This is a genomic window from Pseudomonas sp. B611 (assembly GCF_055407965.1).
Window position 1 is genome coordinate 620,058 of the sequence record NZ_JBUZST010000001.1, and the last position, 22,972, is coordinate 643,029.

Consider the following 22,972-nt stretch of genomic DNA (forward strand, 5'->3'; position numbering starts at 1 on the left):
GCCTACTTGAGGGCCGCCGAATAACTATCTGGCTTGAAGCCAATCAGGGTTCTGTCACCGAGATCGAGCACCGGGCGCTTGATCATCGAGGGTTGTGCGAGCATCAATTCAATGGCTTTCGACTGATCGAGATCGGCTTTGCGTTCGTCTTCGAGTTTGCGAAAGGTGGTGCCCGCACGGTTCAAAACCACCTGCCAACCGTGCTCATTGCACCATTGGGTCAAGTGTTCGCGGTCGATACCGGCCGTTTTGTAGTCGTGGAACTCGTAGCTCAGCCCGTGCTCATCGAGCCAGGTGCGAGCCTTTTTCATGGTGTCGCAGGCTTTGATGCCGAAAAGGTGCAAGGTTTTGCTTGAAGCGGTCAAGGAATTGCCCCCCTTTGGACCAACGGAAACGAAAGGTCACGGATTATGCCACGACCGGCGGCCTGTGGTGCCGCTCGTCATGCCGGCGTGCGACTTATGTGCAAATGCCAGGCGCGCGCCAGGCCAGTAATATAGCCGGGGAATATGGCACTTCAACGGCCAGTCGTTGCCTCAAGTGTGTCTTCGCAAGTCGATTGTCCGGGAACCCCGCGTTATGCAAACCGCCTACACCGTTCTTATCCTGCTGATGCTGGTCAGCGTTTCGCGTCTGGTCGGGCGTGTCATACCGTTGCCTTTGCCCTTGGTGCAGATCGGCGCAGGTGCCTTGCTGGCCTGGCCTACCCTGGGGCTGCATGTGGCGCTGGACCCGGAGTTGTTCCTGTTTCTGTTCCTGCCGCCGTTGTTGTTTTCCGATGGTTGGCGCATGCCCAAGCGCGAATTGTGGCGGCTGCGCGGGCCAATCCTGACATTGGCGGTGGGGTTGGTGCTGTTCACCGTGGTCGGCGCCGGCTACTTCATTCACTGGATATTGCCTACGATCCCGCTACCGGTAGCCTTCGCCCTGGCGGCCGTGTTGTCGCCGACGGATGCCGTGGCAGTGTCGGCCATTTCCCAGAATCGTTTGCCCACGCCGCTGATGCATATGCTCCAGGGCGAGGCCTTGATGAATGATGCTTCGGGCCTGGTGACCTTCAAATTCGCCCTGGCGGCGGCGTTGACCGGGGTGTTCTCTCTGGCGGATGCCAGCCTCACCTTTGTGCTGGTGGCGGTCGGTGGCCTGGCCGTTGGCGTGGCGCTGAGCTGGCTGGTAGGCCGTTTGCGCACCTGGATGATCGCCCGTGGTTGGGACGACCCGGCGACGCATGTAGTGTTTATGTTGCTGCTGCCATTCGCCGCGTATGTGCTGGCTGAGCGTTTGGGCGCATCGGGGATTCTCTCGGCTGTGGCGGCGGGCATGATGCAAAGCTGGCTCGACCTGCTGCCGCGCCAGACCAGTACGCGCTTGCTTAACCGTAGTGTCTGGTCGCTGCTGGAGTTTGCCTTCAACGGCTTGATCTTCCTGCTGCTGGGCCTGCAACTGCCGGACATCATCAAGGCGGTGGTGAGCCATGAGCCGACGTTGTGGCCGGCGTTGTTTTATCGCTGCCTGGACGTGGTGGCAATCTTCCTGGTGTTGCTGGTGCTGCGCTTTATCTGGGTTCAGAGCATCTGGCGACTGTCGGGCCTGCTGCGCAGGCTGCGGGGCAAAGGAGAGCTGACGCTGGTGCCGACTGCGCGCTCTTGCTGGCTGTTGACCGTCGGGGGTGTGCGCGGTGCGGTGACGTTGGCCGGTGTGATGTCGGTGCCGTTGCTGTTGGCGCCGGGGCAGGACTTTCCCGAACGTGACTTGCTGATCTTTATCGCGGCCGGCGTAATCCTGTTGTCGCTGATCGCGGCGTGTATCGCCTTGCCGTTGCTATTGCGTGGCATCGAAAAGAGCCCTGATGAGAAGCGCCACAACGAGGTTCGCGAGGCCTGGAAGAAAACCGCCGTGGCCGCGATCCATGCCCTGGAGACCGAGGAGCCCGCTGAAGCCGAAACCCAGGACGCCGCCCAGGCAGCATTGGCGGCCGAGTTGAAGGCACGCTTGATGTCGGAATATCGCCATCAGTTGGACGTGTTCAACGACTCGGCCGAAGCCCAGGCGCTGGCGCAGCAGATGGACGTGCTTGAGCGCAAGTTGCGCCTCAAGGCCCTGCGGGCACAGCGTCTGGAGTTGTATAGCTTGAGCCGGCATCACCAGATTGGGGATGACGTGCTGCGGGAGGTATTGGCGGAGCTGGATATGAGCGAGGCGAACCTGGGGCTCAAGAAATAGCGGTTGTCGATTTCGGGTAGGCCTTTTTTGCCCAGGCGATGTCTCCTTCGCTCAGGGACCAGGTTTCAGACTGGGCCCACTCTCCGTGCGTGGCACTGGAGCTGATTTCATAGTGCATGATCGAGTCGCCATCGTAGGGCTGATAGTCGTATTGACTGGAGCGAGGTAGGGGGAGTACGTCGTTTTGCACCCTCTTCCGGTCCATCCCATAGATGCGCTTGTACTCTTCATGGACTTTGTCCATATCCCACGGGATATTGGCATCGGGGTGTTGATGAGCATGATGAGCGCCGAGCATATGGCCGAATTCATGCATCACCACATACTGGAACCTGGGGTGTCTATGGTCCTTGGGCAGTGACATCGTAGGGTTGTAAGGGTCGTCGAGTGCGTCCGTTCCTACGGCGGAGGTGCCACTCTGGTCGTCAAGCATGTTCTGTGTGATACGAACGTCGCCTTCGTCTCCAGGTACAAACTCGAACTTGAGATTGATGTGGGGCAGCCATTCGCTGGCGGCTTTTTTAACGGCCAACACGTATTCATCGTTCATGTCGTACTCGTACATGGCGATTTTAATGGTGCTGTTTTGGGGCCAGTATTTAGCGGGCTCGCCAATATTGCGTCGGCTTCTGGAAAGGGCTTGGGTGGGCTCGGCAGTATTTTCGGCGGACGAGGCAAGAGGGCTGTAGGGCAAAACGGGAGGTGGGGTGCTGCTGATCATAAGTTCCTTCCTGCGACGAATGAGGACGAATGTATGGATTTATTCGCCCCAGTCGCAGGAAAGTTCCGATCGGGCCGCGAGGGTTTGTAAGCCCGTGTTTAGCGGCGACGTTGAATAAAGTCGCGAATCCGCTCCGCCGCTTCCACACACTCCGCCAACGGCGCAACCAGCGCCAGGCGCACACGCCCGGCACCCGGGTTGAAACCGTCCACTTCCCGCGACAGGTAAGAGCCTGGCACCACGGTCACGTGCTCTTCCACGAACAAGTCGCGGCAGAACGCGGCATCGTCGCCCTTCACATTTGGCCACAGGTAGAAACCACCGTCCGGGCTCTGTACGTCCAGCACCGGCTTGAGGATGGCCAGTACGGCGTCGAATTTCTCGCGGTACAGGTCGCGGTTGGCCAATACGTGGGCTTCGTCCTGCCAGGCAGCGATGCTGGCCAGCTGGGTTTGCACCGGCATCGCGCAGCCGTGGTAGGTGCGGTACAGCAGGAAGGCCTTGAGGATGTCGGCGTCGCCGGCCACAAAACCGGAGCGCAGGCCCGGCAGGTTGGAGCGCTTGGACAGGCTGTGGAACACCACGCAGCGCTTGAAGTCCTCGCGGCCCAGTTCCACGCAAGCACTCAGCAGGCCGGGCGGCGGGGTTTGTTCGTCGAAGTACAGTTCGCTGTAGCACTCATCGGCGGCGATGACGAAGTCGTATTCGTCGGCCAGGGCGATGAGTTTTTTCAGGGTTTCGACCGGGATCAGCGCGCCGGTCGGGTTGCCGGGGGAGCACAGGAACAGGATCTGGCAGCGTTTCCAGGTGTCCGGCGACACGGCGTCGAAGTCCGGGTTGAAGCCATTGCTGTCCAGGCACGGCAGGTAATGCGGCTTGGCCCCGGCGAGGAACGCGGCGCCTTCGTAGATCTGGTAGAACGGGTTCGGGCTCACCACCAGCGCGTCGTCGCCACGGTTGACCACGGTCTGGGTGAAGGCGAACAGCGCCTCACGGGTACCGTTGACCGGCAGGATATTGCGCGCTGGGTCGAGCCAGCCCTTGGGTACGCTGAAACGGCGTTCGCACCAGGCGCCGATGGCCTCGCGCAGGGCCGGGATGCCCAGGGTGGTCGGGTACACAGCCATCTGGTCGAGGTTGTCGGCCAGGGCCTTGGCCACGAACTCCGGGGATTTGTGCTTGGGTTCGCCGATGGACAACGCAATCGGGCGCTTGGCCGAGTTTGGCGTGACGCTGCCGAGCAGGGCGCGCAGTTTCTCGAACGGGTAGGGCTGCAGCTGGTTCAGGGCGTTGTTCATGTAAGCCTCTATCACGGTGTACTCGGACCTTGTGGGAGCTGGCTTGCCTGCGATGCAGGCAACGCGGTCTGCCCGCTACACCGCGGCGATGCCATCGCAGGCAAGCCAGCTCCCACAGGGATCGTGTTCACACAGTTAACAATTCAAATGGTCAGGCGTGTCAGTTCGACGCCGGGTTCCTGGGTCACGCTCAACTGCTGGACGATGGCTTCCTGCAAGCGCAGGCACAGCTCAGGGTCGGACAGCGGCTGGTTGTCGGCGTCGGTGATGAAGAACACGTCTTCCACGCGCTCGCCGAGGGTCGCAATCTTGGCGTTCTGCAGCGACAGGTCGAATTCCAGGAAGATCCCGCCGATGCGCGCCAGCAGGCCTGGGCGATCCGGCGCGCTGAGTTCCAGCACGGTCACCGGGCGCTGGGCGTCGTTGGAGATGGTCACCTGCGGCGCAAACGCAAAGTGTTTGAGCTGGCGCGGCACCCGGCGCTGGATGATGGTCGGGTAGTCGTCAGGGTTGCGCAGGGCCTCGGTCAGGCCCTCGCGGATCTTCTTCACCCGCGCCGGGTTATCGCCGATCGACTCGCCTTCGGTGTCGAGCACGATATAGGTGTCGAGGGTGAACTGGCTGCTGGAGGTGATGACCCGGGCGTCGTGGATGTTCAGGTTGAGCTGGTCCATGGCCGCCACGGTCACGGCGAAGAAATCGTGCTGGTCGGGCGCGTAGATGAAGATCTGCGTGCCGCCTTCGAATTCGCGCTGGGTGGTTTCCTTGATCAGTACCAGCGGGCCGCCATCGGCGGGTTGTTGCAGGATCGCGTCGCTGTGCCAGGCGACATCGCCGGCGGTGTGGCGCAGGAAATAATCGTCACCCAGTTGCGACCACAGTTGCTCGACGTCGTCCGGGTCGTTGCCGCCGCGCACGAGGATATCCAGGGCGGCGCTTTGGGTGCGGCGGATCTGTTCTTCGCGGTCCACCGGGTTTTCCAGGCCACGGCGCAGGGCGCGCTTGGTCTCGGTGTAGAGCTGGCGCAACAGGCTGGCGCGCCACGAGTTCCACAGCGTCGGGTTGGTGGCGTTGATGTCGGAGACGGTCAGCACGTACAGGTAGTCGAGGCGGGTTTCGTCGCCGACTATTCCGGCAAAGTCGTGGATCACCTGCGGGTCGGACAAGTCCTTGCGCTGGGCGGTGGTGGACATCACCAGGTGGTTCTGCACCAGCCAGACGATCAGGCGGCTGTCCCACAGCGGCAACTGGTGGCGCTGGCAGAACGCTTCGGCATCGACCGCACCCACTTCCGAATGATCGCCATGCCGGCCCTTGCCGATGTCGTGGTACAGGCCGGCCAGGTAGATCAGCTCGGGCTTGGGCAGCTTGGCCATAAGCTTGCTGGCCAGCGGGAATTTCTCTGACACCTGGGTGTACTGCAACTTACGCAGGTGCTTGATCAGGTTCAGGGTGTGGGCGTCCACGGTGTAGATGTGGAACAGGTCGTGCTGCATCTGCCCGACGATAAAACCGAACTCCGGCAGGTAGCGCCCAAGGATGCCGTAGCGGTTCATCCGGCGCAGGTTGCGGTGGATGCCGATCTTGCACTTGAACAGCTCGATGAACAGGCTGGTGTTGCGGATGTCGTTGCGGAATTCGTCATCGATCAGGTGCCGGTGTTCCCGCAGCAGGCGGATGGTGTCGGCGCGCACGCCTTTGATTTCCGGCTGTTGGGCCATCAGCACGAAGATTTCCAGCATGGCGAACGGCGTGCGGCGGAACACGTTGTCGTTGCGCGCCTCGATATAGCCGTCGTGCAACTGGAAGCGCGCGTTGATCGGTTGCGGCGGCGCTTCGTCTTCGGGGGCCAGGATCACCTCTTCGAAGTGCTGGATGATCAGGTCGCTGAGCTGGGCAATGCTCATGACCACCCGGTAGTACTGCTGCATGAAGCTTTCAATGCTGGTTTTCGCATCTTCGCCTTCAAAGCCCAGGAGGGTGGCGATGGAGCGTTGATGGTCGAACAGCAGGCGGTCTTCGGCGCGCCCGGCGAGCATGTGCAGGGCGTAGCGCACTTTCCAGATGAATTCCTGGGAGGAGGCCAGCAGGGCGTTTTCGCTCTCCACCAAGAAGCCTTCGCCAGCCAGGGCGCGCAGGTTCAGGGTGCCGTACTGGCGACGGGCGACCCACAAGATCGTCTGGATGTCCCGCAGCCCGCCCGGTGAGCCTTTGACGTTGGGTTCCAGGTTGTATTCGGTGTCGTTGTACTTGTGATGGCGGGCCTTCTGCTCGGCACGCTTGGCCAGGAAGAAGTCCTTGCTCGGCCACATGTGCGCAGTGCTGGTGACTTCGAGCATGCGCTGGCGCAGGCGCTCGGGGCCAGCAATGGTGCGGCTTTCCATCAGGTTGGTGATGACGGTGAGGTCGGCGCGGGCTTCTTCGGCGCATTCGTCCACCGAGCGTACGCTCTGGCCGACTTCCAGGCCGATGTCCCACAGCAAGGTGAGAAAGCGCTCGATGGAATCGCGAAAGATCTCATGATCGGCGCTGTCCAGCAGGATCAGCAGGTCGATGTCGGAGTAGGGGTGCAGTTCACCACGGCCGTAGCCGCCGACGGCCACCAGGGCGATATCGGCGTCTTCGCTCCAGTTGAACTGTTCCCAGGCCTTTTGCAGGATGTTGTCGACGAACCAGGCGCGGTCCTCGATCAGTCGGCGGATGTCGCGGCCGCTGCGAAAGCGCTCATCGAGCACCTCGCGGGCCTGGCGGATCGCCTTCTTGAAGGCGGCGATGGGGCTCGCCTTCAGGGCCAGTTCGGCCTGGAACTGGCCACGGTCGAAGAGTTCGGGATCCACCTGGGGCATCGATCGGTTTTCCTTTCTATCTATTCAGTCAGCAACAACACTACATGGGAAAACCAAAGCAAGCTTTAGGCCGAAACGCGTGGGATCGTGTCGTCGGCGCGCAGGGTGAAGATCTCGTAGCCGGTTTCGGTGACCAGCAGGGTGTGTTCCCATTGGGCCGAAAGCTTGCGGTCCTTGGTGATAGCGGTCCAGCCATCGCCCAGCACCTTGGTGTCGGCTTTGCCCTGGTTGATCATCGGCTCGATGGTAAAGGTCATGCCGGCTTTCAGTTCCATGCCGGTGCCGGCGCGGCCGTAGTGCAGGATCTGCGGTTCTTCGTGGAACACGGTACCGATGCCGTGGCCGCAGAATTCGCGGACTACGGAGAAGCCGTTCTTTTCCGCATGCTTCTGGATCACTTCACCGATGTCACCGAGGCGGCAGCCAGGCTTGACGATCTCGATGGCCTTGTACATGCATTCCTGGGTCACCTGGGACAGGCGCTCGGCCCAGACCGGCACGGTGCCGACGTGGAACATGCGGCTGGTGTCGCCGAAGTAGCGGTCCTTGATCACGGTGACGTCGATGTTCAGGGTGTCGCCGTCCTTCAACGGCTTGTCGCCCGGAATGCCGTGGCAGACCACGTGGTTGACCGAGGTGCAGATCGACTTGGGGAAGCCCTTGTAGTTCAGCGGCGCAGGGATGGCGCCCTGCACGTTGACGATATAGTCGTGGCAGATCTGGTTGAGGGTTTCGGTGGTGACGCCGGGCTTGACGTGCTCGGCAATCATTTCCAGCACGTCGGCAGCCAGTTTGCCGGCGATGCGCATGCCAGCAATGTCTTCGGCGGTTTTCAAACTAACGGTCATACAGGCTCTCTCTAGCGCGACGCGCTGAAATCAATACGGTTCACGGGCGTGCGACAAAAGGTTACAGAATTCGCACAAGCCCCAAAAAACGCGATTCTAGCAGACGTGGGCGGCAAATCATGAGCCCCTGACGATCGCTTCTCTCTATAAGGTAGGGTGATGTTGGCTCTATTCAAGGGGTTGCGTAAACGTGGTGGGTGGTAAATGCGATTGCGGGTTTCGTTTTTGCGGATGCTGTGGTATAAAATGCGCCGCTTTCCGGGGATACCCCGTGAAGCTTAAATCCACACACGTGTCGACACGATGACCTGGGTGCCGGAGGCCTTGATGCCGCTGGTTGGTCATTGGGATACGTGGAGGCCAAACCCGACTTATTAAGGAACTATCATGTCCCAAGTCAACATGCGCGATATGCTGAAGGCCGGTGTGCACTTCGGTCACCAGACCCGTTACTGGAACCCGAAAATGGGTAAATACATTTTCGGCGCACGTAACAAGATCCACATCATCAACCTTGAAAAAACCCTGCCAATGTTCAACGAAGCTCTGACTTTCGTAGAGCGCCTGGCCCAGGGCAAAAACAAGATTCTGTTCGTCGGCACCAAGCGTTCCGCTGGCAAGATCGTTGCTGAAGAAGCAGCACGTTGCGGTTCGCCGTACGTCGATCACCGCTGGTTGGGCGGCATGCTGACCAACTTCAAAACCATCCGTGCTTCCATCAAGCGTCTGCGTGACCTTGAAGTGCAAGCCGAAGACGGTACTTTCGCCAAGCTGACCAAGAAAGAAGCGCTGATGCGCTCCCGTGACCTGGAAAAGCTCGATCGTTCCCTGGGTGGTATCAAGGATATGGGCGGTCTGCCTGACGCACTGTTCGTTATCGACGTTGATCACGAGCGCATCGCGATCACCGAAGCCAACAAGCTGGGCATCCCTGTTATCGGCGTAGTCGATACCAACAGCAGCCCAGAAGGCGTTGACTACATCATCCCAGGCAACGATGACGCAATCCGCGCTATCCAGCTGTACATGGGTTCGATGGCTGACGCTGTAATCCGTGGTCGCAACCACGTTGCTGGCGGTACCGAGCAGTTCGTTGAAGAAGCTCCGGTAGCAGCCGCTGAGTAATTGACGCCCTGGCGTTGACTCAGTAAGCAAAAAGGGGGCTTGGCCCCCTTTTTGCCACCTCGAAAACCATTTGTCGGCAGCGCAGCTACATCATCTGTAACGTGCAGCGGCCTACAAGGGTGATTCGGGAAGAATTGATCCCCCGTTCAATCGGGTGGAATGGTTGAAAACCTATCCAAGAGGAATTTGAAAATGGCAGCAATTACTGCAGCGTTGGTTAAAGAACTGCGTGAGCGTACCGGCGAAGGCATGATGGATTGCAAGAAAGCCCTGGAAAAGGCTGACGGCGACATCGAAAAAGCCATTGATGACATGCGTGCTTCCGGCGCCATCAAGGCTGCCAAGAAAGCAGGCAACGTAGCTGCTGAAGGCGCGATCGCTCTGAAAGAAGACGGCAAATCCGCTGTTCTGCTGGAAGTGAACTCGCAGACCGACTTCCTGGCTCTGCAGGACGACTTCAAGGCGTTCGTAGCTGCCAGCGTTGAAAAAGCATTCGCTGACAAGCTGACTACCGTTGAGCCTCTGATCGAAGCTCAAGAAGCTGCTCGCCTGGTACTGGTCGGCAAGGTTGGCGAAAACGTCAACATCCGTCGCCTGGTTCGCGTTGAAGGTGATGTTGTTGGTGGTTACCTGCACGGCAACAAGATCGGTGTTGCAGTTGTCCTGAAAGGCGGCAACGTTGAACTGGCCAAAGACATCGCTATGCACGTAGCGGCCAGCAACCCTGAGTTCCTGCTGCCTTCGGAAGTTTCTGCCGAAGCGATCGAGCGTGAAAAAGCTGTGTTCCTGCAGCTGAACGAAGAAAAAATCAAAGGCAAGCCAGAAAACATTGTTGAGAACATGGTCAAAGGCCGTATCAGCAAGTTCCTGGCTGAAGCAAGCCTGGTTGAGCAGGCGTTCGTCAAGAACCCTGAAATCAAGGTTGGCGAACTGGCTAAGAAAGCCGGTGCTGAAATCGTTTCCTTCACTTACTTCAAAGTAGGCGAAGGCATCGAGAAGCCGGTCGACAACTTCGCTGAAGAAGTTGCTGCCCAGCTGGCTGCCGCCAAGCAATAAGACAGTTTTCAACTGTCGCCCGAAAGAGGCTGCCCGCTCACGCGCGCAGCCTCTTTTCAAATGGGAAGGCCAATTTTATTTGGTTTCCCTTCGGAACTGGCTTACAAAGCCGTGTTCCGATGGCGCTGTGAGAGCGTCCAGCTAGAGTGAACGCAAGCCGTAAACGGCTCGCCAAGAATTTTTAAAATACGCCGCAGGAGAGATTCGCAATGGCTCAGCAGGGCAGTGGTTATCAGGCTCGCTATAAACGCATTCTACTCAAGCTTAGCGGCGAGGCCCTGATGGGCTCGGAAGAGTTCGGGATCGATCCCAAGGTACTCGACCGCATGGCGCTGGAAGTCGGCCAACTGGTCGGCATCGGCGTGCAGGTTGGCCTGGTGATTGGTGGCGGTAACCTGTTCCGCGGCGCGGCACTGAGTGCGGCCGGTATGGATCGGGTGACTGGCGACCATATGGGCATGCTGGCCACTGTGATGAACGCCTTGGCCATGCGTGACGCCCTGGAGCGTGCCAATATCTCGGCTATCGTGATGTCGGCTATTTCCATGGTGGGCGTGACCGATCACTATGATCGCCGCAAAGCCATGCGCCACCTGAATTCGAAAGAAGTGGTGATCTTCGCTGCCGGCACGGGTAACCCGTTCTTCACCACCGATTCGGCTGCGTGCCTGCGCGCTATCGAAATCGATGCTGATGTGGTGCTCAAGGCAACCAAGGTTGATGGTGTATACACTGCTGACCCATTCAAAGACCCGCATGCCGAGAAGTTCGATCATCTGACCTACGATGAAGTGCTGGATCGCAAGCTGGGTGTGATGGACCTGACGGCAATCTGCCTGTGCCGCGACCACAAGATGCCGCTGCGCGTATTTAACATGAACAAGCCCGGCGCCCTGCTGAATATCGTACACGGCGGCGCTGAAGGGACTCTGATCGAGGAAGGCCAACAATGATCAACGAAATCAAGAAAGACGCCCAGGCGCGTATGCAGAAATCCCTGGAATCCCTGAACCACGCGTTCGGCCAGATTCGTACCGGCAAGGCGCACCCGAGCATCCTGGGCAGCGTGATGGTGCCGTACTACGGTTCCGATACGCCGATCAGCAGCGTTGCCAACATTACCGTTAAAGACTCGCGCACCCTGCAAGTCGTAGCCTTTGAGCGCAACATGCTCGGCGCGGTCGACAAGGCCATCCAGAGTGCCGGCCTGAACCTCAACCCGACCAACCTGGGCGAGTTGTTGCTGATCTCCATGCCTGCCCTGACTGAAGAAACCCGCAAGGGCTTCACCAAGCAGGCGCGCAGTGCCGCTGAAGACGCACGTGTTGCTGTTCGCAACATCCGTCGCGACGCACTGGGTGATCTGAAGAAGCTGGTCAAGGACAAGGAAATCAGCGAAGACGAAGAGCGCCGTGCCGTCGCCGATATCGACAAGCTGACCAAGGATGCCGAGGCTCAGATCACCAAGGCCACCGAAGAAAAAGAAAAGGACCTGATGGCCGTATAAGGGGTCAGGACGCCTTCATGGAAAAGACCAAGCAGACTGTACCCTCTGTGGTGCCGCGCCATGTCGCGATCATCATGGATGGGAATAATCGCTGGGCGAAGAAACGCTTTATGCCGGGTGTTGCCGGGCATAAAGCGGGTGTCGATGCGGTGCGGGCTGTGATTGAGGTGTGCGCCGAGGCCAAGGTCGAGGTTCTGACCCTCTTTGCCTTCTCCAGTGAAAACTGGCAGCGCCCTGCCGAAGAAGTCAGTGCCTTGATGGATCTGTTCTTCAAGGCCCTGCGTCGTGAGGCCAAGCGCCTTAACGACAACAATATCAGCCTGCGAATCATCGGTGACCGTTCACGGTTCCATCCAGAGCTGCAGGCGGCCATGCGCGAGGCTGAGGCCATTACCGCAGGTGCCAACCGTTTTGTGTTGCAGATTGCAGCCAACTACGGCGGCCAGTGGGACATCGCCCAGGCGGCACAGCGGCTCGCCCGCGAAGTGCAGGCCGGTCATCTGCGCCCGGACGACATCACGCCCGAATTGTTGCAAACCTGCCTGGTGACCGGTGATCTGCCGTTGCCGGACTTGTGCATCCGCACCGGGGGCGAGCACCGCATCAGCAACTTCCTGTTGTGGCAGTTGGCCTATACCGAGCTGTACTTCTCCGACCTGTTCTGGCCGGACTTCAAACACGATGCCATGCGCAATGCGCTGGCCGATTTCGCTTCCCGTCAGCGTCGCTTTGGTAAAACAAGCGAGCAGATCGAAGCTGGAGCCCGGGTTTAAATGCTTAAACAACGAATCATCACAGCACTGATCCTGCTGCCGATTGCCCTGTGCGGGTTTTTCCTGCTCGACGGTTCCAGCTTTGCGCTGTTTATCGGCCTGGTCGTGACCCTTGGGGCCTGGGAGTGGGCGCGCCTGGCGGGGTTCACCAGCCAGTTGCCGCGCGTGACGTACGCCGCTGTCGTGGCGCTGTTGTTGTTCCTGATGTACATCCTGCCGGACATCGCGCCTTGGGTGCTGGGGGCGGCAGTATTGTGGTGGGCGTTGGCAACCTTCCTGGTGCTGACTTTTCCGCGTACCAGCAGCCAATGGTCCAGCGTTGCCTGCAAGCTGGTAATTGGCTTGTTGATCCTGCTGCCGGCTTGGCAAGGGCTGGTGGAGATCAAGCGCTACCCCATTGGTAACGAGTTGATCCTGGCCGTGATGGTGCTGGTGTGGGGGGCTGATATCGGCGCCTACTTCTCCGGTCGGGCGTTCGGCAAGCGCAAGCTGGCGCCGGCTGTCAGCCCGGGCAAGAGCTGGGAAGGTGTGTATGGCGGCTTGGCGTTGACCTTGGTGATCACGTTGGTTGTCGGGCTTGTGCGCGACTGGTCGGTGAAAGAGATTTTCCTCGGCCTGCTGGGCACAGCCATTGTCGTATTTATCTCGGTGGTGGGTGACCTCACCGAAAGCATGTTCAAGCGCCAGGCCGGGATCAAGGACAGCAGCAACCTGCTGCCGGGTCACGGTGGCGTGCTGGACCGCATCGACAGCCTGACGGCCGCGATTCCGATCTTTGCCGTGCTGCTGTGGATGATCGCGTCGTGAGCCGCTTGCAACAAGTGACCGTGCTGGGCGCTACTGGCTCGGTCGGCCTGAGCACCCTGGATGTGATCGCTCGTCATCCTGAACGCTATCAAGTGTTTGCCCTGACCGGCTACTCGCGCCTGAGCGAGTTGCTGGCCCTGTGTGTGCGCCATGCGCCGCGCTTTGCCGTGGTGCCTGAGGCAGCCGCTGCGCGAGGCTTGCAGGATGATCTGCGGGCTGCTGGCCTGGCGACCCAGGTGCTGGTGGGGGAAGAGGGGTTGTGCCAGGTCTCGGCGGATGCCGAGGTAGATACCGTCGTGGCGGCCATTGTCGGTGCTGCGGGCCTGCGCCCGACCCTGGCGGCTGTCGATGCGGGCAAGAAGATTTTGCTGGCCAATAAAGAGGCGCTGGTGATGTCCGGCACCCTCTTTATGCAGGCGGTGCGCAAGAGCGGCGCCGTGTTGCTGCCGCTCGACAGCGAGCACAATGCGATCTTCCAGTGCATGCCGGGTGATTTCGCCCGAGGCTTGAGCCAGGTGGGCGTGCGCCGGATTCTTCTGACGGCGTCCGGTGGTCCGTTTCGGCAGACTCCATTGGCCGAGTTGGAGCATGTCTCGCCTGACCAGGCGTGTGCCCATCCAAACTGGTCCATGGGGCGCAAGATCTCTGTGGATTCGGCGAGCATGATGAATAAAGGCTTGGAGCTGATCGAGGCGTGCTGGCTGTTTGATGCACGGCCTGATCAGGTCGAGGTGGTGATTCACCCCCAAAGTGTGATTCATTCCCTCGTCGACTACGTGGATGGTTCGGTTTTGGCGCAATTGGGCAACCCCGATATGCGCACGCCGATCGCCAACGCCCTGGCCTGGCCTGAGCGGATTGATTCTGGCGTGGCGCCGTTGGACCTGTTTGCGGTGGCCCGCCTGGACTTCGAAGCGCCGGACGAGCAACGGTTTCCTTGCCTGCGCCTCGCGCGGCAAGCGGCAGAGGCGGGCAACAGTGCGCCGGCGATGCTCAATGCGGCGAATGAAGTGGCGGTGGCGGCGTTTCTCGAAGGGCGCATCCGCTTTCCGCAGATCGCGAGTATCATCGAGGACGTCCTGGGCCTTGAGCCTGTGGTCGCGGTAAATGATTTGGCGGCAGTGTTCGAGGCCGATACAAAGGCCCGGGCCCTGGCCGAGCAATGGTTGAACCGCAACGCGCGTTAGCCTTTGGGTGGGTTTGAGCCTTCAGGCACTGGATTGGAATGCGGAGAAATTAGATGAGTGCGCTCTACATGATTGTCGGCACCCTGGTTGCTCTGGGTGTGTTGGTTACCTTCCACGAATTCGGCCATTTCTGGGTCGCGCGTCGTTGCGGCGTCAAGGTACTGCGCTTTTCCGTTGGTTTCGGCATGCCGTTGTTGCGCTGGCACGACCGCCAGGGCACCGAATTCGTGATCGCGGCGATCCCGTTGGGTGGCTACGTCAAGATGCTCGATGAGCGCGAAGGCGAAGTGCCGGCCGATCAGTTGGACCAATCCTTCAATCGCAAGACCGTTCGTCAGCGAATTGCCATCGTTGCTGCCGGGCCGATCGCCAACTTCCTGTTGGCGATGTTTTTTTTCTGGGTCTTGGCCATGTTGGGCAGCGAGCAGGTGCGCCCGGTCATCGGCGCGGTCGAAGCCGATAGCATTGCCGCCAAGGCTGGGTTGGCCGCAGGCCAGGAAATTGTTGCAATTGATGGCGAGCCGACCACCGGTTGGGGGGCGGTCAACCTGCAGTTGGTGCGACGCCTTGGCGAGAGCGGTACCGTCAAGGTAGTGGTCCGTGAGCAGGACTCGACTGCCGAGACCCCGCGTGAACTGGTGCTTGATCGCTGGTTGCAGGGTGCTGATGAGCCTGATCCGATCAAGTCACTGGGCATTCGTATCTGGCGTCCAAGCTTGCCGCCAGTGCTCGCCGAGCTGGATCCGAAAGGTCCGGCCCAGGCTGCCGGCCTGAAGACCGGCGATCGCCTGTTGGCCCTGGATGGTCAGGCGCTGGGCGACTGGCAGCAAGTGGTCGACCTGGTGCGTGTACGCCCTGATACCAAAATTGTGCTGAAAGTCGAACGTGAAGGTGCTCAAATCGACGTCCCCGTAACCCTGTCGTTGCGTGGGGAGGCCAAGGCGGCCGGGGGTTACCTCGGTGCCGGGGTGAAGAGTCCGGAGTGGCCGCCCTCCATGCTGCGCGAGGTCAGCTTCGGGCCTTTGGAGGCGATTGGCGAGGGTGCGAAACGTACCTGGACCATGAGTGTGCTGACCCTCGAATCCCTGAAGAAAATGTTGTTCGGCGAGCTCTCGGTAAAAAACTTGAGTGGACCGATAACCATTGCTAAAGTGGCGGGCGCTTCTGCCCAGTCGGGTGTCGCAGATTTCCTGAATTTCCTGGCTTATCTGAGTATTAGCCTGGGTGTTCTGAATTTGCTGCCCATTCCAGTATTGGATGGGGGGCATCTGTTGTTTTATCTGGTCGAGTGGGTGCGTGGTCGCCCCTTGTCGGATCGGGTGCAGGGTTGGGGGATACAGATCGGTATCAGTTTGGTGGTCGGGGTGATGTTGTTAGCTCTGGTCAACGATCTGGGACGTCTGTAACGCTTCGCTGAATTGCGAATCTGCCGCATTTTGCGGCAGTTTGTTTATTGCCAGTTGGAATAAGAAAGGACTTCATGAAACGTCTGCTGCTAACTGCGGTTCTCACCGTATTGATGATCGCCGAAGTTCACGCCGAGTCCTTCACCATCTCCGATATTCGCGTCAACGGCCTCCAGCGGGTTTCCGCGGGTAGCGTCTTTGGTGCGCTGCCGTTGAACGTCGGGGAACAGGCTGATGATCGTCGCCTGGTGGAATCCACTCGTGCGCTGTTCAAAACCGGTTTCTTTCAAGATATCCAACTGGGTCGCGAAGGCAACGTCCTCGTCATCACCGTGGTTGAGCGACCTTCCGTCGCCAGTATCGAGATCGAAGGCAACAAGGCGATCTCTACTGAAGACCTGATGAAGGGTCTCAAGCAATCCGGCCTGGCCGAGGGCGAGATCTTCCAACGCGCCACCCTTGAGGGTGTGCGTAACGAACTGCAACGCCAGTACGTTGCCCAGGGCCGCTACTCGGCGTCCGTGGAAACCGAAGTGATCCCACAGCCTCGTAACCGTGTCGGCCTCAAGGTCAACATCAACGAAGGCACCGTGGCGGCCATTCAGCACATCAACGTGGTGGGCAACACCAAGTTCGCTGATGACGACCTGATCGATCTGTTCGAGCTGAAGACCACCAACTGGTTGTCGTTCTTCAAGAACGACGACAAGTACGCCCGTGAAAAACTCTCCGGTGACCTGGAGCGCCTGCGTTCCTACTACCTGGACCGTGGCTATATCAACATGGATATTGCCTCCACCCAGGTATCCATCACCCCGGACAAGAAACACGTCTACATCACCGTCAACGTCAACGAAGGCGAGAAATACAAGGTTCGTGACGTGAAACTCAGCGGTGACCTCAAGGTTCCTGAAGATCAGGTCAAGGCCCTGCTGCTGGTGCAGAAGGACCAGGTGTTCTCGCGCAAGCTGATGACCACCACCTCCGAACTGATCACCCGTCGCCTGGGTAACGAAGGCTATACCTTCGCCAACGTCAATGGCGTGCCGACTCCGCACGACGATGACCACACCGTGGACATCACCTTTGTCGTCGACCCAGGCAAGCGTGCCTATGTAAACCGCATCAACTTCCGTGGCAACACCAAGTCTGCGGACGAAGTGCTGCGCCGTGAAATGCGCCAGATGGAAGGTGGCTGGGCTTCGACCTACCTGATCGACCAGTCCAAGACCCGTCTTGAGCGCCTGGGCTTCTTTAAGGAAGTGAACGTCGAAACCCCGGCCGTACCGGGTGTGGATGACCAGGTTGACGTGAACTACGCCGTAGAAGAACAAGCGTCGGGTTCGATCACCGCCAGCGTCGGCTTCGCACAAAGTGCCGGCCTGATCCTCGGTGGCTCGATTACCCAGAACAACTTCCTCGGTACCGGTAACAAGGTTTCCATCGGCCTGACCCGCAGCGAATACCAGAGCCGCTATAACTTCGGTTATGTCGACCCCTACTGGACTGCTGATGGCGTGAGCCTGGGCTACAACGCCTTCTATCGCACCACCGACTACAAAGATCTCGACGTTGACGTTGCAAGCTATGCGATCGACAGCCTGGGTGCTGGCGTGAACATTGGTTACCCGATCAGTGAGACCTCGCGTCTGACCTTCGGCCTGACCGCGCAACAGGATGAGATCAAGACCGGTGTGTACACCGTGGACGAAATCTTCAACTTCGTGCGTACCGAAGGCGACAAGTTCCTGAACTTCAAGGCTTCGGCCGGCTGGTCCGAGTCCACCTTGAACAAAGGCGTACTGGCAACCCGTGGCCACTCCCAGAGCCTGACCCTGGAAGCCACCACGCCGGGCAGCGACCTGTCGTTCTTCAAGCTTGATTATCGCGGCCAGCTGTTCCAGCCGTTGAGCGACAACTACACCATGCGCCTGCACACTGAGCTGGGTTATGGCGACGGTTATGGTTCGACCAATGGTCTGCCGTTCTACGAGAACTACTATGCGGGTGGTTTCAACTCCGTACGTGGCTTCAAGGACAGCACCCTCGGTCCACGTGGTACGCCAAGCCGTGGCGTTGGTATAACCGGTAACCAGGGCACCGTAGCTGACTCCGACAACGACCCGCTGCCATTCGGTGGTAACGTGTTGATCCAGGGTGGTGCCGAGATCTTGTTCCCGCTGCCATTCGTCAAGGATCAGCGTTCCCTGCGTACTTCGGTATTCTGGGACGTGGGTAACGTGTTTGACTCCAAGTGCGAGCAGATCCGCAACCCTAGCGGCGTGAAGTCCAACACTCAGTGCAACGACGTGAGCCTCAGCAACCTCGCCAGCTCCGTGGGTGTGGGTGTGACTTGGGTGACCGCGCTTGGCCCATTGAGCTTTGCTCTGGCCATGCCGATCAAGAAACCGGATAACGCTGAAACCCAGATTTTCCAATTCTCCCTCGGCCAGACGTTCTAAGCGTCTGACCCAAGATAACGACAACGGATTCTGTAGGAGTACATCGTGCGTAAGTTGACTCAATTGGTTCTGCTGGCCACCGTGCTGGTAACCACCCCGGCCTTCGCCGAGATGAAAATCGCCGTCCTGAACTATCAGATGGCTCTGCTGGAATCCGATGCGGCGAAGAAGTACGCCGTGGATGCCGAGAAGAAATTCGGTCCGCAACTGACCAAGCTCAAGACCCTGGAAAGCAGCGCCAAGGGCATCCAGGATCGTCTGGTAGCCGGTGGCGACAAGATGCAGCAAGGCGAGCGCGAGCGTCTGGAGCTTGAATTCAAGCAAAAGGCCCGTGACTACCAGTTCCAGTCCAAGGAGCTGAACGAAGCCAAGGCTGTTGCTGACCGTGAAATGCTCAAGCAGCTGAAGCCGAAACTCGACAGCGCCGTGGAAGAAGTCATCAAGAAAGGTGCCTTTGACCTGGTGTTCGAGCGTGGCGCCGTGATCGACGTCAAGCCTCAATACGACATCACCCGTCAGGTGATCGAGCGCATGAACCAGCTGAAGTAAGCCATGACCGCGACTATTAAACTCGGCGAGTTGGCCGAGTTCCTGGGGGCCGCCTTGCGCGGCTCCCCGGAGAAAGAAATCACTGGGCTAGCCACCTTGCAGGAGGCTGGCCCAGCTCAGTTGAGCTTCCTCGCAAATCCTCAATACCGTAAATACCTCGTCGACAGCCAAGCCGCAGCCGTGTTGCTGAAAGCCGCTGACGCCGAAGGGTTTACCGGGGATGCGCTGGTGGTGGCTGACCCGTACCTGGCCTACGCGCGCGCGTCGCACCTGTTTGATCCAAAACCCAAGGCTGTCGCCGGTATCCATCCGTCTGCGGTCATCGCCGATGATGCCCAGGTTGATCCTGCGGCCAGCATTGGCGCCTTTGCGGTGATCGAGAGCGGTGCACGCATTGCGGCGGGTGTCACGGTCGGTGCGCATTGCTTTATTGGTGCACGCTGTGAAATCGGCGTCGGCGGTTGGCTGGCTCCCCGCGTGACCCTGTACCACGATGTGCGTATTGGCGAGCGTGTGGTGATTCAGTCGGGTGCCGTGATCGGTGGGGAAGGCTTTGGCTTTGCCAACTCGAAAGGCATCTGGAACAAGATCGCCCAGGTCGGCGGTGTGTTGATCGGCGACGATGTGGAAATTGGCGTGAACACCGCTGTTGACCGCGGGGCCTTGGCCGATACCGTGATCGGCAATGGCGTGAAGCTCGACAACCAGATCCAGATCGCCCACAACGTACAGATTGGCGATCACACCGCCATGGCTGCCTGTGTGGGTATTTCCGGCAGCACCAAGATCGGCAAGCATTGCATGCTGGCTGGTGGCGTTGGGCTGGTAGGCCACATCGAAATTTGTGACAACGTCTTCATCACCGGCATGACCATGGTGACCCACTCGATTACCGAGCCAGGTGCCTATTCTTCCGGTACGGCCATGCAGCCCGCAGCTGAATGGCGCAAAAGTGCAGCACGCTTGAGGCACCTGGATGACATGGCTCGACGTCTCAAACAGCTGGAAAAGCGTGTGGGTGACGTGACCCCTGGCGGTAATGCTTCATCAGAAGGCTGATACCATTTCCATATCAAGTGTGCACAGCCGCTAGACTTGCCTCCTTGATTTGCTAGCGGGGCGTGCTTTTAGTCCGCCCCCAATCTTTATTACAGGCTTCCCCCCGAAATGATGGACATCAACGAGATTCGCGAATACCTGCCTCACCGTTACCCGTTCCTGCTGGTGGACCGTGTAGTGGACCTCAATGTCGAGGAAAAGCGCATTCGTGCCTACAAGAATGTCAGCATCAACGAACCGTTCTTCAACGGTCACTTTCCCGCGCATCCAATCATGCCGGGCGTGTTGATCATTGAAGCGATGGCCCAGGCTGCCGGTATCCTTGGTTTCAAAATGCTTGACCTCAAGCCTGCCGACGGCACGCTTTACTATTTCGTGGGTTCCGACAAGTTGCGTTTCCGCAATCCGGTCACCCCGGGTGACCAGTTGATCCTGGAAGCCAAGTTCATCAGCTGCAAACGCCAGATCTGGAAGTTTGAGTGCCAGGCCTCGGTGGATGGCAAGCCGGTGTGCTCTGCCGAGATCATCTGTGCGGAACGCAAACTATGAGTTTGATTGACCCTCGCGCAATCATCGATCCGTCGGCCGTGCTGGCCGCCGACGTTGAGGTCGGCCCTTGGTCGATCATCGGCGCAGGTGTTGAAATCGGCGAGGGGACTGTCATCGGGCCACACGTGATCCTCAAAGGTCCGACCCGTATTGGCAAACACAATCGCATCTACCAGTTTTCCTCGGTAGGCGAAGACACCCCGGACATGAAGTACAAGGGTGAAGAAACACGCCTGGTAATCGGTGACCACAACATCATCCGAGAAGGCGTGACCATTCACCGTGGCACCGTGCAGGATCGTGCCGAGACCACGCTGGGCGACCACAACCTGGTCATGGCCTATGCCCACATCGGCCACGACAGCGTGATCGGCAACCACTGCATCCTGGTCAACAACACCGCGTTGGCTGGCCATGTACACGTTGACGACTGGGCGATTTTGTCCGGTTTCACCCTGGTGCATCAGTACTGCCATATCGGCGCCCACAGCTTTTCCGGCATGGGCACCGCCATCGGCAAGGACGTTCCAGCGTTCGTCACCGTGTTCGGCAACCCGGCCGAAGCCCGCAGCATGAACTTCGAAGGCATGCGCCGTCGTGGTTTCAGCGAAGAAGCCATTCACGCCCTGCGCCGTGCCTACAAGGTGGTTTACCGCCAGGGGTTGACGGTTGACCAGGCGCTGACCGAACTGGCCGAGCCGTCGGCGTTGTTCCCGGAAGTCGCGATATTCCGTGACTCGATCCAGGCATCGACTCGCGGCATCACCCGCTGATCATGGCCAATCTGCGTATTGCGCTGGTGGCCGGTGAAGCTTCCGGCGACATTCTGGGCGCAGGCCTGATGCGGGCCCTCAAGGCCCAGCATCCTGCGGTTGAATTTATCGGTGTGGGTGGCCCCCTGATGCAGGCCGAAGGCCTCACGTCCTACTTTCCCATGGAGCGCTTGTCGGTCATGGGGCTGGTGGAAGTGCTGGGCCGTCTGCGCGAGCTGCTGGCTCGGCGCAAGCTGCTGATTCAAACCCTGATCGAAGAAAAGCCCGACGTCTTCATCGGCATCGACGCGCCGGACTTCACCCTCAATATCGAACTCAAGTTGCGTCAGGCCGGGATCAAGACCGTGCATTACGTCAGCCCGTCCGTGTGGGCGTGGCGGCAGAAGCGTGTGCTGAAGATCCGCGAAGGCTGCGACCTGATGCTGACCCTGCTGCCGTTCGAGGCCAGGTTCTACGAAGAGAAGGGCGTGCCGGTGCGTTTTGTCGGCCACACCCTGGCCGACGCCATCCCGCTGCAAGCAGATCGCGCGGCGGCTCGTGCCGAGCTGGGCTTGCCCGATGGCCCGCTGGTGGCGTTGATGCCGGGTAGCCGTGGCGGCGAAGTCGGCCGTTTGGGTGCGTTGTTTTTCGATGCCGCCGAACGACTGATGGCCTTGAAGCCGGGCATCCGTTTCGTGCTGCCATGTGCCAGCCCGCAACGTCGAGCACAAATCGAAACCTTGCTTGAAGGGCGCAACCTGCCGTTGACCCTGCTCGACGGCCAATCACACCTGGCCCTGGCGGCCTGTGATGCCGTGTTGATCGCCTCGGGCACTGCGACCCTGGAAGCGCTGCTGTACAAGCGCCCGATGGTCGTGGCCTATCGCCTGGCGCCGCTGACGTTCTGGATTCTCAAGCGCATGGTCAAAAGTCCCTACATCTCCTTGCCCAACCTGCTGGCCCAACGCTTGCTGGTTCCGGAGTTGTTGCAGGACGACGCAACGCCCGAAGCCCTGGCGCAAACCGTATTACCCCTGATCGATGGCGGCGAAGAGCAGACCCGCGGTTTTGACGCCATTCATCGCGTCTTGCGCCGTGATGCGTCGAACCAGGCGGCGGATGCCGTGCTGACCTTGATCGGTCAAAAACAGGAAACAGTATGACGACGCAAATGGGCCTGGACTTCAGCCTGGTTGCCGAAGCCCACGAACTGGTGGCCGGTGTTGATGAAGTGGGGCGCGGCCCGCTGTGCGGCGCTGTTGTCACGGCGGCGGTGATCCTTGATCCGAACCGCCCGATCCTCGGCCTCAATGACTCAAAAAAGCTCACCGAAGCCCGCCGTGAAAAGCTCTTCGATGAGATCTGTGAAAAGGCCCTGAGCTGGCACATCGCCCGGGCCGAAGTCGAAGAAATCGACGAACTGAACATCCTCCACGCCACCATGCTCGCCATGCAGCGCGCGGTCGAAGGCCTGCACATCACCCCGAAAATGGCGATGATCGACGGCAACCGCTGCCCCAAACTGGCGATGCCGTCTGAAGCGGTGGTCAAGGGTGATAGCAAGGTGCCGGCGATTGCCGCCGCGTCGATCCTGGCCAAAGTCAGCCGCGACCGTGAAATGGCCGCCTTCGAATTGATCTACCCCGGCTACGGCATTGGTGGCCATAAGGGCTACCCGACGCCCGTTCATCTGGAAGCCTTGGCGCGCCTCGGCCCAACGCCGATCCATCGTCGTTCGTTTGCCCCGGTTCGCCTGGCTTACGAGGCGCGGGAAGCTCTCGGCGAGCTGTAGTCGCGAGGCTGA

21 protein-coding genes are annotated in these 22,972 nt (G+C 59.5%); 16 read left to right on the forward strand and 5 right to left on the reverse strand.

What is annotated here, in order from left to right:
* Positions 1-2 precede the first annotated feature (2 nt).
* Positions 3-365: an ArsC family reductase gene (locus ACZRMO_RS02925; protein WP_207039812.1), complete on the reverse strand. Its 363-nt coding sequence runs from the start codon at positions 363-365 to the stop codon at positions 3-5.
* 214 nt (positions 366-579) lie between these two features.
* Here ACZRMO_RS02925 and ACZRMO_RS02930 point away from each other — a divergent pair, with 214 nt between their 5' ends.
* A complete protein-coding gene (locus ACZRMO_RS02930) occupies positions 580-2,223 on the forward strand; it encodes a Na+/H+ antiporter (protein WP_463971851.1) in 1,644 nt (547 codons plus the stop codon).
* Here the strand turns inward: ACZRMO_RS02930 and ACZRMO_RS02935 are convergent.
* The 4 genes from ACZRMO_RS02935 to map all read right to left on the reverse strand — a co-directional run bounded on the left by ACZRMO_RS02935 (position 2,213) and on the right by map (position 7,936).
* Positions 2,213-2,944, reverse strand: a complete 732-nt coding sequence (locus ACZRMO_RS02935; RefSeq protein ID WP_463971852.1) for a M12 family metallopeptidase — start codon at positions 2,942-2,944, stop codon at positions 2,213-2,215. The two genes, ACZRMO_RS02930 and ACZRMO_RS02935, sit on opposite strands and share 11 nt — an antisense overlap.
* Positions 2,945-3,042: 98 nt before the next feature.
* Positions 3,043-4,242 carry a succinyldiaminopimelate transaminase gene (dapC, locus tag ACZRMO_RS02940; protein WP_463971853.1) on the reverse strand — a complete coding sequence of 400 codons (1,200 nt, stop codon included), beginning with the start codon at positions 4,240-4,242 and terminating at the stop codon, positions 3,043-3,045.
* A gap of 143 nt (positions 4,243-4,385) precedes the next feature.
* The gene (locus tag ACZRMO_RS02945) at positions 4,386-7,088 is read right to left on the reverse strand and encodes a [protein-PII] uridylyltransferase (RefSeq protein WP_448184431.1); all 2,703 of its coding nucleotides are present in this window, start codon (positions 7,086-7,088) and stop codon (positions 4,386-4,388) included.
* A gap of 65 nt (positions 7,089-7,153) precedes the next feature.
* Positions 7,154-7,936 carry a type I methionyl aminopeptidase gene (gene map, locus ACZRMO_RS02950; protein ID WP_012722594.1) on the reverse strand — a complete coding sequence of 261 codons (783 nt, stop codon included), beginning with the start codon at positions 7,934-7,936 and terminating at the stop codon, positions 7,154-7,156.
* Positions 7,937-8,323: 387 nt separating this feature from the next.
* On the opposite strand from map, the gene rpsB reads away from it, so the two are divergent.
* From rpsB to rnhB, 15 genes are all read left to right on the forward strand, one after another.
* Positions 8,324-9,061: a 30S ribosomal protein S2 gene (gene rpsB / locus ACZRMO_RS02955; RefSeq protein ID WP_003189158.1), complete on the forward strand. Its 738-nt coding sequence runs from the start codon at positions 8,324-8,326 to the stop codon at positions 9,059-9,061.
* A gap of 192 nt (positions 9,062-9,253) precedes the next feature.
* Positions 9,254-10,117, forward strand: a complete 864-nt coding sequence (tsf, locus tag ACZRMO_RS02960; protein ID WP_017739118.1) for a translation elongation factor Ts — start codon at positions 9,254-9,256, stop codon at positions 10,115-10,117.
* Between the two features lie 209 nt (positions 10,118-10,326).
* Positions 10,327-11,070, forward strand: a complete 744-nt coding sequence (pyrH, locus tag ACZRMO_RS02965; protein ID WP_003189161.1) for a UMP kinase — start codon at positions 10,327-10,329, stop codon at positions 11,068-11,070.
* A complete protein-coding gene (gene frr / locus ACZRMO_RS02970) occupies positions 11,067-11,624 on the forward strand; it encodes a ribosome recycling factor (RefSeq protein WP_124526032.1) in 558 nt (185 codons plus the stop codon). The genes pyrH and frr overlap by 4 nt, the downstream gene beginning before the upstream one ends.
* A gap of 17 nt (positions 11,625-11,641) precedes the next feature.
* Positions 11,642-12,397, forward strand: coding sequence for a polyprenyl diphosphate synthase (gene uppS, locus ACZRMO_RS02975; RefSeq protein WP_016974405.1), 756 nt, complete (start codon positions 11,642-11,644; stop codon positions 12,395-12,397).
* Complete coding sequence (locus tag ACZRMO_RS02980) at positions 12,398-13,204, forward strand: phosphatidate cytidylyltransferase (RefSeq protein WP_124526031.1); 807 nt, start codon at positions 12,398-12,400, stop codon at positions 13,202-13,204.
* On the forward strand, positions 13,201-14,391 hold the full coding sequence (gene ispC / locus ACZRMO_RS02985) for a 1-deoxy-D-xylulose-5-phosphate reductoisomerase (protein WP_463971854.1): 1,191 nt from the start codon (positions 13,201-13,203) through the stop codon (positions 14,389-14,391). Before ACZRMO_RS02980 ends, ispC begins: the two co-directional genes overlap by 4 nt.
* A 53-nt stretch (positions 14,392-14,444) precedes the next feature.
* Positions 14,445-15,797 (forward strand): sigma E protease regulator RseP, encoded by a 1,353-nt coding sequence (gene rseP / locus ACZRMO_RS02990; RefSeq protein WP_017739114.1) that lies wholly within the window; start codon positions 14,445-14,447, stop codon positions 15,795-15,797.
* Positions 15,798-15,871: 74 nt separating this feature from the next.
* Entirely contained in the window at positions 15,872-18,259 is a 2,388-nt protein-coding gene (bamA, locus tag ACZRMO_RS02995) for an outer membrane protein assembly factor BamA (protein ID WP_124526028.1), read from the forward strand.
* Between the two features lie 45 nt (positions 18,260-18,304).
* Positions 18,305-18,808: an OmpH/Skp family outer membrane protein gene (locus ACZRMO_RS03000; protein ID WP_003172279.1), complete on the forward strand. Its 504-nt coding sequence runs from the start codon at positions 18,305-18,307 to the stop codon at positions 18,806-18,808.
* A 3-nt stretch (positions 18,809-18,811) separates the two neighbouring features.
* The gene (lpxD, locus tag ACZRMO_RS03005) at positions 18,812-19,867 is read left to right on the forward strand and encodes a UDP-3-O-(3-hydroxymyristoyl)glucosamine N-acyltransferase (RefSeq protein WP_463971855.1); all 1,056 of its coding nucleotides are present in this window, start codon (positions 18,812-18,814) and stop codon (positions 19,865-19,867) included.
* 108 nt (positions 19,868-19,975) lie between these two features.
* A complete protein-coding gene (fabZ, locus tag ACZRMO_RS03010; RefSeq protein WP_003172281.1) occupies positions 19,976-20,416 on the forward strand; it encodes a 3-hydroxyacyl-ACP dehydratase FabZ in 441 nt (146 codons plus the stop codon).
* Entirely contained in the window at positions 20,413-21,189 is a 777-nt protein-coding gene (gene lpxA / locus ACZRMO_RS03015) for an acyl-ACP--UDP-N-acetylglucosamine O-acyltransferase (protein ID WP_124526026.1), read from the forward strand. Before fabZ ends, lpxA begins: the two co-directional genes overlap by 4 nt.
* Positions 21,190-21,191: 2 nt before the next feature.
* On the forward strand, positions 21,192-22,331 hold the full coding sequence (gene lpxB, locus ACZRMO_RS03020; protein ID WP_463971856.1) for a lipid-A-disaccharide synthase: 1,140 nt from the start codon (positions 21,192-21,194) through the stop codon (positions 22,329-22,331).
* Positions 22,328-22,960 carry a ribonuclease HII gene (gene rnhB, locus ACZRMO_RS03025; protein WP_124526024.1) on the forward strand — a complete coding sequence of 211 codons (633 nt, stop codon included), beginning with the start codon at positions 22,328-22,330 and terminating at the stop codon, positions 22,958-22,960. The genes lpxB and rnhB overlap by 4 nt, the downstream gene beginning before the upstream one ends.
* Positions 22,961-22,972 lie beyond the last annotated feature (12 nt).